Here is a 13695-nt window from a genome sequence, read left to right as displayed (position 1 = left end):
AAAAGGTGTTTGAAGTTTCTCTGGAACTGTCCTTGTTGATGATCGCCGTTTTTCTGGGCGCCTTGCTTCAGGTTGGCATCGGCATCGGGTTCAGCATTCTGGCCGGTCCGCCCATGATGATCCTGCTGGGGACGGCGACAGCGGTTCCGGCGCTTTTGCTGCTGAACACAATCGTTTCGGTGGTCGCCACGGACTGGCGCATCGTCACGGTCGAACGACGCACAATCACAACGGCGATTTTGGGCTGCCTGATTGGCGTGGTTGCGGGGCTGATGGTCTATCCATGGCTCAGCGAAGCCTTCGTGCTGGCCCTGACCGGATTGCTGTTGCTGATCGGCGTTGTCACGACCCTGCTTCCGATGCGGAACGCGATTGGTGCGACCGGCTTTACCGCCGTGTCCGGGCTGTCGGGTTTGGCAACCGTCTGGGCGGCGACACCCGGGCCATTGATGGTGTTCGGGCTGATCGCGCGGGGTTTTGAGGCCCGTGCGGTGGCCCTGCTGGTTCAACCCATCGCGCTGGTCGCCTATGGCGCGGCGTTTCTGCTGCATGGCCTTTCCGATTGGCAATCGATTCCACTCGGCCCCCGACTGTGGACTTTCGTGGCCATCGCAATTTTCGGTAGTCTGGTCGGACGCGCGGTCAGATCGCGCCTGCCCCAACCCCTTGTCAGAACCGCGATCCGGGCCATCTCGCTAGTGGCCTGCTATGTTCTTTTCCAACGCGCGTATCTTGTCGCATGAACTTTACAGGTCGAACCCGATGACACAGGATCTTCTCTCAAAATTCCCAAGGGCCCGCTTCATGACCGGTGCAACACCGGTTGAGCGTCTGGGCCGGATGTCGGAAAAGCTGGGGATCGACCTCTGGCTGAAACGCGATGACCTGACCGGGCTAGGTTTTGGCGGCAACAAAACCCGGCAGCTTGAGTTCTACTTTGGCGACGCTCAGGCACAGGGCGCGGATACTGTTCTGATTACCGGGGCGGTTCAGTCCAACTATGTCCGCTCGGCCGCGGCTGCGGCGGCGCGGCTTGGCATGACATCCGTCCTGCAATTGGAAGAGCGTGTTCCGGATATGGGTCCGGACTATTATCAATCCGGAAACGTGTTGCTGGCCCAGATCCTTGGGGCCGAACACATGCGCTATCCCGTTGGTGAAGACGAAGCCGGGGCAGACGCCGCCCTGCACGCCCGGGCCGAGGAGCTGCGGGCGCAGCGGCGCAAACCCTATGTCATCCATCTGGGTCTGCACCACCCGCCATTAGGCGCGCTAGGCTATGTTGCCGCCGGGCAAGAACTGTGCCAGCAGATGCGGAATTTTGACGCTGTTGTAGTCCCTTCGGGCAGCGGTGCGACCCATGGCGGGTTGCTGACGGGTATCAGAACCAGCGGCGTGTCCGCGCCGGTTTATGGCATCTGCGTTCGCCGAAACAGCGCGCTGCAACAGGAGCGGATGGTGACGGTCCTTGAACTGCTGTCGGACCTTCTGGGCATTGATCCGGCAAGTGTGGTGAATGACGTCCGAACATCGGACACCGCGCTGGCCCCCGGCTATGGCAGGCTGGGGCCAAAATCCCGTGCCGCACTGGAACTGATGGCACGGACCGAGGGGGTGTTCCTCGACCCCGTCTATACGGCCAAGACTTTTGCAGGACTGATTGATCTGGTTGAGCAAAAACAGATCAAGCCCGGGCAAAAGGTGGTGATGATCCATACCGGAGGGCTGCCCGCCCTATTCGGTTATCAGAATGAACTCGGCCCCGCACACGACTGACACGGCCATATGATTCCGCATCGCGTGGTTTAATACATCACAAGCTTTATTCAGCGGCGAGGTTTTGCATCGAGAGGTCCTGTTCCAGATACCCATCCCGCGTTTGCGGGCATTTTATGCCCAAAGCGGAACTGGCGATCTGATTGCGCAAAATCTGCGCGGTTCCGCCGCCGATCGTGAACATCCGGACATCCCGGTACATGCGCTCCAGTGGCTCACGGTCGCTATAGCCGCGCGCTCCGAACATCTGTAGCGCGTCGTTCACGACCTTGATCGCCATTTCCGACGCGAAGAGTTTTGCCCGCGCCGCTTTGACCAAATCTGGAAACTGGCCTTGGGCACCGGTTCGTGATCTTGCAGCGTCTTGCAACATCAGACGCGCCGCGTGGACCTGCGTGTCCATGTCAGCCACCATCCATTGCAGCCCCTGAAACTCTGCCAGGGGTCGTCCGAATTGCTGGCGGTCCAGCAGATAACGTTTCGCCCGTTCCAACGCTCCGGCGGCCACGCCCATCGCAATCGTGCCTGCACCAACCCTTTGCGAATTATACGCCTGCATCAAGTCGGCGAACCCGCGCCTTAACCCGGAAGGGGGCTTCAAAAGCCAATCCTCATGCACCTTGAGGTTGGTGAACTTCAATTCCGCCTCGGGCATGCCACAAAGACCAAGTGTGTTTTCGCGGCCGGTGATCTCAAGCCCCTCCGGCAGGTCCGCGTTCATCGGATCGGCAAATACAATAAAGCCACCAATTCCCATCTCATCGCCCGCTTCATCAATCACACGGGCAAAAATCAGGTGCAGCTTTGAAACACCGCCGCCGGTGATCCAGTGCTTCCGGCCATTTATGACGTAGGTGTCGCCTACCTTCCGGGCCGTCGTCTGCATATCGGTCGCCGCACTGCCTGCGTCCGGCTCGGTAATGCATATCGCCGGTTTATCCCCCGCCAGAACATGAGAGGCACAGAACGCCTTTTGCTGTTCGGTGCCATAGGCCATGACCGCGCTGATGCCACCCATATTCGCCTCGACCACAATACGAGCCGTCAACGTGCACACTTTTGCGATCTCTTCGACCACTTCCACAACGTCGAGGAAACTTGCCCCCTGACCGCCAAACGCCGTTGGGATCGTCATTCCCATGATCCCGGTCTCTGTCAGGGCGGTGACATTGCTCCAGCAATAGCTGCGGGTTTTGTCCCAATGGGCGGCCCGCGCGTCGAACACAGGCGATAGGTCTTTGGCTGTTTCGACAAATCGATGAGTCATCGCTGGGACTCCTGCGTGGCACTTCACGAATGCGTGATAATGCAAGGGTAACAGATGCAGTAATTCAGCAAAACGAACTTAAATTTGACATCTAATTCAGATACACTGAATTTATGCAGACCCGTTCACTAAAAAGTCTTGTTAAGATCTCTCACGTTCTGTCTTTCAGCGACGCGGCTGAACAGCTTGGAATGACGTTACCTGCGCTGTCTATGCAGATGAAATCATTGGAAGAAGCCTTGGGCACCGAGCTGTTCGACCGCTCGGTCAGACCACCGCGCCTTACGCCAGTTGCGCGCGCAATCGTCGAAGAGGCGGTTCCTTTGCTGCGGCACGAAGACAATCTGATCGAGATATGCCGACAAGGCGGAGGGCTGGCAGGCAAGTTTCGCTTGGGGTTTGTCACCACAGCGGCGGTGCGCCTGCTGCCCGGATTTCTTCAAACCGCCAGTCGGGAATTGCCGCAGGCCTCGTTCGAGTTCGAAACCGGTCTGTCTGCCAGCTTGCAGCAAAAGGTGGTCTCCGGGCTGTTGGATGCAGCAATCATCACCGACGCGGATGGCCTGCCCAGCCAACTGGCATCCGAGGTTTTGCGGCAGGAGCCATTTGTATTTGCAGCCCGCAAAGACCTTCTTGATCAAGGTTTGCCCAAGTTGTTGTCCGACGGCGTGTTCTTCCACTTCATGCCGGATACCGGGATCGGGAAGCTGATCGCGCGGGTGATGGTCAGCCATGAACGCCCGGCCCAGTCCAAGACTGTCGTACTGGATAATCTTGAGGCCATCATGGAATGCGTCTCGGCCGGGTTAGGCTTTACGCTGCTGCCTGTCCCTGACGTCGAACGCTACCGCGCGCCGGACCTGGTTGTGCTGGATGCCAAAGCCACGATGCAGCGCAAACTGGTTCTTGTCACGTTGCGCGACAGCGTTCTGGACCGGTACCGGAGCGAACTGGCATCCTCGCTGGGCCGCACTTCGAACGATGGTGTCACATAGTCCCGTCGATTTCCCCTCAAATCGAGGGATAGGTGCGCCCTGATGGTTACATCGGCGGTTCAATCTCGACAGGTTGGCCGCTGCGCTGCGATTGGATTGCAGCAAATGTCAGCGCCAGAGATTTCAGATTGCTCCGGGCGGAATTGTCCGGTGAGCGATCTTCTTCGATGGCGCAAAGCAACTCGCCCATTGCGCCTTGAAACCCGTCATTGAACCAGGCGCCCTGCAACGCGGGCCGGCTATACCCATCTGCAGTCGTCAGGGTGATCGTTTGCTGCCCTAGGTCTGCTCCGGTTGAGGATATGCTTCCCTTGGTGCCGGAGATATAGGTCGTGTCCAGTGGCCCGTGTTGCGTGCTGCCGTCGAAAACCAGACTGGCCTGCCCCTGTTCCAGACTGACCACGGCCTGCGCCAATAACGGCACCTTGTTATCCTGCCCCCGCGCGTGAGAGGCGCTGGCGAACACCGATTTCGCCCGGTTGCCAACAATAGAAGACACGAAATCGAACCAGTGAATCCCGAAGTCATACAGGATCAAATCCTCGATTTCGTCGAACGGCGTGCCTGCGGTCCAACCATGGTTCCAGTGAATGGAGGTGTGGACGGACTGGACATCTCCGATATGCCCAGCGCGACACGCTTCGCGCATCCAGGCCATGTGCGGCGACCATCGTCCATTCTGGTTAACCGCAAGCTTCACGCCTTGTTTGTCGGCCAGTTCTACCAGCGTTTTTCCGGTTGTCAGATCGGATACAAAGGGTTTCTGGCTTAGAACATGCTTTCCCGCTTTCAGAGCAGCCTCGATTACTGGCGCACGTATGTCGGTGGGCAGAGTTATGTCGATGATGTCTATTTCGCGGTCTTCCAAAAGGTCTTGATAGCGTTCAACAATGCGGGCATCAGGAAAGAACTCTGCCGCTTTGCCTTCCGCTTTTGCACGGCTTCGGTTCCATAGCGCCACGACATCCCAACCCGCAGTGCGGTATGCATCCAGATGGCTGTTCGAAATACCTCCCGTTCCGATCATGCCGATCCGAGGGCGATAGGTTCGGGGGTTTGGTGGAAGGTAATCGACCTCGGGCGCGTTGATCTGCGGCAAGTCCTTGGATTTCAGCGCGTAGGTGTCTGTGTCGGCGGCATCGTCGCTCATGGCAGCAGTTCCAATGTGCGTTTTTCGGCGGCGGATTGAACGGCTGTGTCCACGATCCTCTGCGCCGTCAGGCACAATTGCGGATTCAGCGGACCGGCCACCGCTTCGCCGCGGCTGATGCAGCCCAGAACGTACTCGATTGCGTTTGTCTGGCCTTTGGGCAGCGGATCAGCAGGGATTTCATGCCGCTCTGGCCGGGCGCGGGTTTGGACGGTCACGTGGTCGGCATAGTCGGGCGAAGAGATCGTTCCATCCGTGCCGACAAAGACAAACCCACAGGTAGGCTGCGGCTGAGTGGTCCACGGATCAGTAAACGTTCCCCAACGGGTTTCCATCTTGGACAAACCGCACGCATAGCGGCAGACAGCAATGGCATGTTGATCGACTTCGATACCGGGTGTTTCGTCGACGGTGCATGTCACCTCAATCGGGGCTTCCCCGTCCATGTACCACGTCCCCAGTGTCGCGCCGTATCCGAGGTAGTCCAGCAACGACCCGCCGCCCGAGGATTTCTTGTACCACCAAGAGGTTGGCTTTTCCTGTTCAACCTCTTCCGGGCTGACCTCGACCTTGTCGGCAAGGTGAAAAAGCGGGCCGCGATTGCCGTCGTAGAAATGCACCTCTCGCAACTCGCCGATCAGTCCTTCATCGATCAGGCGCTTGGCGGTAACGTGGCTTTCCACCCACCGCAAAGGCCAGTTGATGATCAGTTGTTTCCCGGTCCCGTCCATGGCCGCGATCATGCGGCGCGCGTCATCCGAGGACGCAGCGAATGGTTTTTCGACGAAGACATGCACGCCATGCGCTGCCAGTTTTTCAGTGTAATCGGCGTGGTCTGCCGTGGCGACGCATAAAACGGCCATGTCATAGGTTCCCGCGGCCATGCAGGCATCGAAATCGGTAAAAACCCGGTCTGGCGGAATATCGAAATTCTGGACCGCCGAAGCCATTTTCTGCCTGTCGGGATCATAGATACCGGCAATTTCCGCTTCAGGGTGTTCATGCACCATGCGGAGCAGATCGCCCATATGCATGTGGTCAAAGCTTATTCCAACAATCCGAAACATGGGCGTCCTCCGTTCTAACGGTTTCCCGTGATCCTGACATAGATGGCCGTCACCGCCAGGATGATCAGACCAAACAGCGCCGTTCTTGCGCCTTCGGGCATCTGCATCAGGGTCAGCATTGTATCCAGAACCCTGATGATCAAGGCGCCCACAATGGCACCCGCAAAACTGCCACGCCCGCCAAAGATCGAGGTTCCGCCGATCACCGCAGCCGCGACCGAGGGCAGCAGCAGCGGATTGGCAAGGCTCAGCGAGGTTTGCCGGATCATACCAAGATATAGCAACCCCGCGACCGCCGCGATCACCCCCGACAGCGCGTAGAGCGCCAGATAGACCTGCCAGGATTTGACGCCCGAAAGCTTGGCCGCGTTTTCGTTCGAGCCCAGCGCGAACAGCAACCTGCCAAAGCCGGTGAATCGCATCAGCCAGAAGATGAACAAGGCGAAGGGCACAAACAGAAACAACCCGTTGGGCATGGACAAGGTGCGCCCGGTTCCAAGCCACGCCAAAAAGGCCGGGATCTCGGACCCGGCATTGATCACCATCCGCTGATAGACCTGCAGACAGCCCGTGGCGATCAGGCCGGTGCCAAGGGTCATGATCAACGGATGCACCCGCACCAACCCAACCCCAAGGCCGTTGACGACCCCGACAACCAGACCGGAGGTCAAGGCGACCAGCACCGCAGGCGTCACGCCCCAGATCGAGGTCAGGGTGGCGCAGACAAAGGCCGCGACGGTTGCGACAATGCCCGCCGACAGGTCGATCCCGGCGGTCAGCATCGTCAGCACCTGACAAGCGGCCAGCATCGCAAGCGGTATTGCAAACTTGATCAAGTTGCCAACCCAGAAGGTCGAGACCAGCCCATCGCGCCCCGCCCTGAACGGCGTGACAATACCGGGCCGCATGAACTCCAGCACAGCGATCAGCAAGACCAGAAAGATCAAAAGCGGTATCACAGGATTATCCCGCAGATACCGTCCAAAGCGGACGACGGGTGGGTCATTCACGGCCATGCTCATCGTCTTGCTCCTCGCGCGGTGGCTGCGGTGCCAAGCAATACGACGGCCACCATGATCGTCCCTTCGATGATTGTCGTGACATTGGGGTCCACGGCCAGAAATGTCAGAATCGTGCGCACGATGCGCAGGATGAACACAGCGACAATCGGCCCAAGCAGCCCGCCGCGCCCGCCCCCCAGAACCACGCCGCCCAGAACAACGGCGGCGACCGAGGCCAACAGATAGGGTCCGGGCACCGGCTCACCAATGCCGGTCAGTGCCGCAAGGCTGAGCCCGCCGAAGGCACAGAAAAGCCCACAAATTCCGTAGGCTGCGATTTTGACGCGCCCGACGGACACCCCCGATCGAAAGGCCGCGCGTTCGTCTGATCCGGTTGCATAGATCGAGATACCAAGCTTGGATCGCCGAAGGGGCAGCCATACCACCGCAATACATCCGACCATGATGGCCAAGGCGCTAGGTACCCCAGGAATGACACTGCCGCGAATGCTCTGCTGGACCCAATCGGTGGTTGACCCGCCCGGCGTTTCCAGGATCAAAAGCGCTACGCCTTCCCAGACAAAAAGCATCGCCAGCGTGACCACGATATCAGGCACTCGGGTCAGAACGATGAGGGCGCCGTTGATTAGTCCCATCGCCAATCCGATGCCAAGCACGATCACGATGGCCGGTAGTCCGGACATCCGCTCCATCAGCACAGCGGCAGAGACGGCACATACAGCCATCATCGATGCAACCGACAGATCGATCCCGCCGACGATCACCACCACCGCCATGCCCGCCGTTGCGAAAGCAAAGGGCAATGCGGCGCGGGCAACGCTTTCCAACCCAGACGCACCGAAAGAGGGCTGTATGAGTTTTGTGACAGCCAGCAAAACCAGCAGCAACGCGACAAGACCCAGAAGCCAGGAGTGTTTGCGCAGGGTCTTGGTCACGCTGCACTCTCGTTTTCAGTTAGCCCATAAGCCGCGCGCAGCAGGGTTTGCTCGTCCGCGTTTTTGGCGTCGATCACGTCCACAACACGGCCATTGAAAATGACCAGCGCGCGGTCGCAGGCCAGCGGCACCTCCTCCAGTTCCGACGTATAGAACAGGACCGAGGCCCCGTTTTGTGCAAGTTCCCGCACCAGAGGGTAAATCTGGCGTTTGGTCCGCACATCGATCCCCCGCGTCGGATCAAACAGCAACAGCGTCTCGACCCCCGTGGCAAGCCATCTGCCAATGGTCACTTTCTGCTGGTTCCCGCCCGACAGGCGCTGCACCTCACCCTGCGCGCGTGTATCGATCTGTAGCTTCTCGATGGCGTAATCGACCCGCTCACGCTCTTGCCGCAGGTTCAGTTGGCCCCAATCCCGCAGGCGCGCCGAGAACGGCAGGGCGATGTTCTCTTTGACCGATCGTTGCGCCAACAGCGCGTCGGCCCGGTCACCCGGCACAAAGGTCAACCCGGCCGAGATCGCATCGGCAGGGTGCCTGAACGCAACCTGCGATGCGTTCACCTCGATCACCCCGGCGGTCGGAGGCAGAAAGCCAGCCAAACAGTCGAACATCTCATCCTGCCCCTGCCCTTCAAGCGCGACAACGCCAAGCACCTCGCCCGGATGAAGGTCGAACGAGATATTCGACACCTTCGGCGCAATCGCCAGATTTCGAACAGACAGGCGCGGATTGCCTTGCGCGACAGAACTCGCGCCGTTGTTTTCGCGATCCCCAAGGTCCAGTTTCTGACCCAGCATCAGTTCAACGGCCCGTTCTTCGACGCCCGGCTCAATCCTCAGATCACCAACGGTCATACCGTCACGCAGAACCGAGGCCCGGTCGCACAGCTCAGAGATTTCGCTGAACCGGTGCGACACGTAAATGACACCCATGCCCTGATTTGCCTGCTCGCGCACAACCGTCAGTACCCGCTCAACCAGATCGGTTGGCAGCGCGGCTGTCATCTCATCCAGCAAAACCACATCCGGCTCGGACGCTAAAGCGCGCGCGAGGTCCAGAATGCGCAACGTGGCAAGCGGCAGGTCTGCGATCAGGTCCGAGAGGTTCAGCTTTTCAATCCCAAGCTCACTGACCCAATGCCTGAACGGCGCAAGCGGTGTATCGGTCAGCCGAAGGTTATCGGCCACATCCAGATCAGGGATTAGTGAGGGTTCCTGATAAACCGGAACAAGGCCCGATTTGCGCGCCTCGGCCGGGCTGCCAACGCGGGCCACCTGTCCCCGGATCAGCACCTTGCCGCTATCCGGCTTCAAGGCGCCGGTGATGATTTTCACGAAGGTGGATTTCCCGGCGCCGTTTGCACCCATCAGGGCGATCACCTCGCCCTTGGAGACGCTCAGATTGGCATCGGTCAAAGCACGGACAGCACCAAAGTTCTTGGCAATCCCGGACGCGTCGAGAAGGTGTGTTTCGGTCATCGGTGCCCACTATTCCAACTTGGTTGCCCCCCGCCCGATCCGGGCAGGGGGAATTCACACAAGGCCAGACCGCTTTTAGCTGTCGCCCGGCCCTTTGCATTCGATGATCTGTTCCATCGAGTAGTCCGTCCAACCGGGAACCGTGACCGAGACGGGCCATTCGGGATCAAGGTTGGGGTTTTGCGCCGCAGTGATGGTTGCAACGCCGTCATCCGTAGCGTTTTCCCAGAGCACCGGGTCCACCAGAACGGTTTTGTCGTCAGGCGCGTTGCCGTTCAGAATGTCGACGGCCAGAGCGATCCCTGCCCCGCCAACAGATCCGGGATTGGTCACCGCGGCCCCTTGCAGGCCGTCAACTTCGGTCAGGTACTGCACGAACCCGGCATTGTCCGCGCCGACGATGGGCACCAACGGCGCGCCGGATTCCACAAAGGCATCCACGATCACGTTGTCAATTCCGCTGGTCCACACACCGTTGAACGGAATGCCCGTGGCCAGAAAGTCAAACATCTGCTGCTTGCCCTGGTCCTGCTGCCAGCCGGTGAACACCTCGTGCACCACATTGATGCCGTCATATTCGGCCAAGGCGCGCTTGAATCCATTGTCGCGGTCGGTATCGGCAGACACCCCCGCGATGCCGCGCATATAGACCACGTCACCCGAGCCGCCCAATTGCTCGAACAGCCATTTCGCACCCAGATAGGCGTATTCTTCTTGATTGTTCGACAGGATATACGCGCCATCCGCCGTCACGCCAGCATCCACGGCGACCACGACAATGCCCTTCTCCATCGCCGCATCCAGCGCCGAATTCAAAGCGTCCGGGTTTGACGGGTTCAGAACAATCGCATCCACACCCGCTTCGATCAGGTTGTTGATGTCCTCCAACTGTCCGGCTGAATCCGTATTGCGATGCGCCACGATCAGGTTGGACACATCCTCTTCGACCAGAGCCTGAGCCCGCATGGCGCAGATCATCTGTTCGCGCCAGCCATTGCCCTGCACGGTGTTGGACACACCGATCGTGTAATCGGCAGCAAACGCCGCCGGTGTGAACGCCGCAGCAACAGCTATGGCCGCCGCACCTGTGAGTAGCTTTTTCATTGTAGTACCTCCCATTTGAACACTCAGTGATATGTCCGGGGCTTTTCGCCCTTCTATTTGATGAACGGTTGCAGCACGTCGCGTGCCAGCAAGAACCCGCGCTTTATCTTTTCGTCGGTCCCCTCAAACAGCCTGTCCTCATGCTCGATGATGACAGGGCCATCGTATCCAACCCGGTATAGGCCCGAGAAAAAGTCGGACCAGTCGACATCGCCCAGACCGCAAAGGCGTGGCACCTGCCACCCCATGCCCGCCGACATGATCCCGTGTTCATAAAGCCCGTCGTGATCCACCATCAGGTCTTTGGCGTGGACATGCGCGATATTGGGGCCGAATTCCTTGATGAACCGGGTCTGATCGATGAACTGCCAGATCAGGTGGGACGGGTCGAAATTCATCCCGACATCCTCGCCCCATTCCTCGAAAATCCTGCGCCAGATCTTCGGCGAATAGGCGATGTTATGACCGCCGGGCCATTCATCATAACTGAAGATCATCGGGCAGTTTTCAAAGCACAGGCGAACACCCTGCCCACGGGCATGATCGACGATGGGTGAGATGATCTGCTGCGCCCGCGCCCAGTTCTGGTCCACATTCAGGGTTCTGTCGCCGCCGACAAAGGTGTTGACCACCGACAGGCCCATCGTGCCTGCGGCTGTTATTACCTTTTTCAGGTGCTCGATAACCTCATCCCGGTGCGACGCATCGGCGTGCAGTGGGTTGGGGTAATATCCAAGGCCCGAGATTTCGATACCCATTCCGGTCAGCGCATCCACGATCTCCTTGCCCTGCGCGGCCGTCAGCCCATCGACATTGATGTGGCTCGTGCCCGCATAGCGCCGCTTTTCACCGCCGGAGGACGGCCAGCATGCGATCTCGAGCGCTGAAAACCCGTTGCCAGACGCCCATGTGGCAACGTCCATCAGGTCGGTATCTTCAAATGGCGCGGTCAGCAGTCCAAGTTTCATGGCGTCCCCCTTAAACCTCGTCCAGATCGACCCAGCGATCTTCGCGAGCCGATTTCACCACGGCATCGCAGAACCGCATTTCATAATGGCCGTCCTCAAACGTCGCCCAGGTGCTGTCCGGCCCGCGTTTGCCTGCGCAGACGTCCGTGTAGACCGCACGGAAGAAGTTGAAGAAACTGTCCGCAAATCCTTCGACATGACCTGGCGGCAAGGTCGCGGCGCGGGTGCCCGTGGCATTCATCAGCGTAAAATCCCGCATCAATATCTGATTGGCGTCGTCGCGATGCCCGATGAACAGGTGATCCGGCGTTTCGCTGTTCCACGCCGCACTGGCCGCGCTGCCTGCAACATCCCAAACCAATAAGTTCTTGCGCCCGATATTGATCTGAGAGGTGGTCATCACTCCCTTCGCGCCGCCCTCGTACCGGATCATGATCGCCGAGGCATCGTCGGTATCGACGGCCACAGTTTCGGTTGTCCCTTCGGCGCTGGAAAATGTCTCAACCGGGCCGGTCGGCCGCTGCCGTTCGGGCAGAAAGGTCGTCAGGTCGGCAAAGACGGATTTGGCTTTCAGCCCTGTGACAAAACTCGTCAGATCAACCCAATGCGTGCCGATATCCCCGACCGAGCGCAACGCGCCCCCTTTGTCGGCCTGCAACCGCCAGTTCCAGTCCGTTGGCTTTGCCAGCCAGTCCTGATGATAGTGGCCGGTCACAAAGCGGATGCGCCCCAGTTCCCCCTGAGCGACCATTCCATGGGCTTGCTGGTTCAGGGGGTAAAAGCGGATGTTGTAGCATACCGCGCAAACCTTCCCCGACGCGGCGGCCATCTCGACCATCTCAGCCGATTGATGACTGGTCATTGCCAGTGGCTTTTCACAGATCACGTGTTTCCCGGCCTTCAGGATCGCCATGACCTGCGGGAAATGGGCGTGGTTCGGGGACGTGACGTGGACCACATCAACACTGTCATCTGCCAGCAAGGCCTCCAACGAAGGATACGCTTGATGGACCCCAATCTCAGCAGCCCGCGCCGATCCCCGTTCCGCTGACGACCCGAGCACGCCAACAACCTGCACTCCAAGACGATGCAGGGCCTGCACATGAACCGTTCCTATAAAGCCGGTTCCAATCACTGCCGCGCCGATGGCCGAGACATCAGACATTATCACCTCCTTCAGACAACCGAGTATCCTCCGTCCACGGGCATGCAGATGCCGGTTACAAACGCGGCTGCGTCCGAGGCCAGGAACAGCGCCGCGCCGACGATGTCGGCGGGCATTCCCCATCGGGACATCGGCGTTCGCACCTCGACTGCGTCGACGAATTTCGGATCCTGTCTGGCCCTTGCGGATTGTTCGGTCACGATGAACCCTGGCGCGATGGCGTTCACGCGAATACCGTCTGCGGCCCATGCGACCGCCAGGGATTTGGTCAATTGCTCGACCCCCGCTTTGGACGAGCCATAGGCCGGGTTTTGCGGTGATCCAAAGCGGGCATACATCGACGCGATATTGATCACCCGACCCTTTCGGGCCAGAAGCGCGGTATGCAACGCCCGCGCGCATCGCATGGTTCCGACCAGATTCACATCCAGCACATGGCTGAAGAATCCGGGCTCCATTTCCTCGCCTCGCCGCGTGATCGCTGCGCAATTCACCAGCACATCCAATTCAAGGCGGTCGCGACCAAATGCTTCGACCGCGTCAGTGTCCACGACGTCGAGCTGGGTATAGGGGAACCGGGCGGCGTCTTCGGGCAGGCACTCTGGCTCGGCCCCTGTGATTTCGACCTCGGCACCGGCGTCTTTGAACGCGCGGGCAATGGCTGCCCCAATGCCACCCCGGCTGGCACCGATCACGGCGACCTGCGCGCCGGAGAAGTCGAACCGGGCCGCGGCAGTCAAACCGCCACCCCGGTCCACAGGTCGT

Annotated in this window: 13 protein-coding genes; 3 read left to right on the top strand and 10 right to left on the bottom strand. The window is 59.4% G+C overall.

Annotation, left to right across the window (positions count from 1 at the left end; genetic code table 11):
- The first annotated feature begins 5 nt into the window (after window positions 1–5).
- Together ACR0C9_RS03090 and ACR0C9_RS03085 are read left to right on the top strand one after the other, a co-directional pair.
- The gene (locus ACR0C9_RS03090; protein WP_480780355.1) at window positions 6–743 is read left to right on the top strand and encodes a TSUP family transporter; all 738 of its coding nucleotides are present in this window, start codon (window positions 6–8) and stop codon (window positions 741–743) included.
- Between the two features lie 61 nt (window positions 744–804).
- The gene (locus ACR0C9_RS03085; protein ID WP_480707955.1) at window positions 805–1776 is read left to right on the top strand and encodes a D-cysteine desulfhydrase family protein; all 972 of its coding nucleotides are present in this window, start codon (window positions 805–807) and stop codon (window positions 1774–1776) included.
- A gap of 46 nt (window positions 1777–1822) precedes the next feature.
- Here ACR0C9_RS03085 and acdA read toward each other — a convergent pair whose 3' ends face one another.
- A complete protein-coding gene (gene acdA, locus ACR0C9_RS03080; protein WP_480780354.1) occupies window positions 1823–3043 on the bottom strand; it encodes a 3-sulfinopropanoyl-CoA desulfinase in 1221 nt (406 codons plus the stop codon).
- A 113-nt stretch (window positions 3044–3156) separates the two neighbouring features.
- Here acdA and ACR0C9_RS03075 point away from each other — a divergent pair, with 113 nt between their 5' ends.
- The gene (locus ACR0C9_RS03075) at window positions 3157–4038 is read left to right on the top strand and encodes a LysR family transcriptional regulator (RefSeq protein WP_480780353.1); all 882 of its coding nucleotides are present in this window, start codon (window positions 3157–3159) and stop codon (window positions 4036–4038) included.
- A gap of 46 nt (window positions 4039–4084) precedes the next feature.
- Here the strand turns inward: ACR0C9_RS03075 and ACR0C9_RS03070 are convergent, their stop codons facing one another.
- The 9 genes from ACR0C9_RS03070 to ACR0C9_RS03030 form a co-directional block, all read right to left on the bottom strand.
- Window positions 4085–5188, bottom strand: a complete 1104-nt coding sequence (locus ACR0C9_RS03070; RefSeq protein ID WP_170517439.1) for a Gfo/Idh/MocA family protein — start codon at window positions 5186–5188, stop codon at window positions 4085–4087.
- Window positions 5185–6255 carry a Gfo/Idh/MocA family protein gene (locus tag ACR0C9_RS03065; protein WP_170517436.1) on the bottom strand — a complete coding sequence of 357 codons (1071 nt, stop codon included), beginning with the start codon at window positions 6253–6255 and terminating at the stop codon, window positions 5185–5187. The genes ACR0C9_RS03070 and ACR0C9_RS03065 overlap by 4 nt, the downstream gene beginning before the upstream one ends.
- Window positions 6256–6269: 14 nt before the next feature.
- A complete protein-coding gene (locus tag ACR0C9_RS03060) occupies window positions 6270–7277 on the bottom strand; it encodes an ABC transporter permease (protein ID WP_170451824.1) in 1008 nt (335 codons plus the stop codon).
- Complete coding sequence (locus tag ACR0C9_RS03055) at window positions 7274–8212, bottom strand: ABC transporter permease (RefSeq protein ID WP_170451826.1); 939 nt, start codon at window positions 8210–8212, stop codon at window positions 7274–7276. The genes ACR0C9_RS03060 and ACR0C9_RS03055 overlap by 4 nt, the downstream gene beginning before the upstream one ends.
- Window positions 8209–9693, bottom strand: a complete 1485-nt coding sequence (locus tag ACR0C9_RS03050; RefSeq protein WP_170451828.1) for a sugar ABC transporter ATP-binding protein — start codon at window positions 9691–9693, stop codon at window positions 8209–8211. The genes ACR0C9_RS03055 and ACR0C9_RS03050 overlap by 4 nt, the downstream gene beginning before the upstream one ends.
- Window positions 9694–9768: 75 nt before the next feature.
- Entirely contained in the window at window positions 9769–10797 is a 1029-nt protein-coding gene (locus ACR0C9_RS03045; protein WP_170451830.1) for an ABC transporter substrate-binding protein, read from the bottom strand.
- A 53-nt stretch (window positions 10798–10850) separates the two neighbouring features.
- Window positions 10851–11765: a sugar phosphate isomerase/epimerase family protein gene (locus ACR0C9_RS03040; protein ID WP_170621434.1), complete on the bottom strand. Its 915-nt coding sequence runs from the start codon at window positions 11763–11765 to the stop codon at window positions 10851–10853.
- Between the two features lie 10 nt (window positions 11766–11775).
- Window positions 11776–12930 (bottom strand): Gfo/Idh/MocA family protein, encoded by a 1155-nt coding sequence (locus tag ACR0C9_RS03035; RefSeq protein WP_170621432.1) that lies wholly within the window; start codon window positions 12928–12930, stop codon window positions 11776–11778.
- Between the two features lie 11 nt (window positions 12931–12941).
- Complete coding sequence (locus ACR0C9_RS03030; RefSeq protein ID WP_480780352.1) at window positions 12942–13670, bottom strand: SDR family NAD(P)-dependent oxidoreductase; 729 nt, start codon at window positions 13668–13670, stop codon at window positions 12942–12944.
- Window positions 13671–13695: the final 25 nt, after the last annotated feature.

It is taken from the genome of Ruegeria sp. C12 (assembly GCF_056537745.1).
Note: the sequence above shows the minus strand (reverse complement) of the source record. Positions and strands in the feature narration are given on the sequence as shown.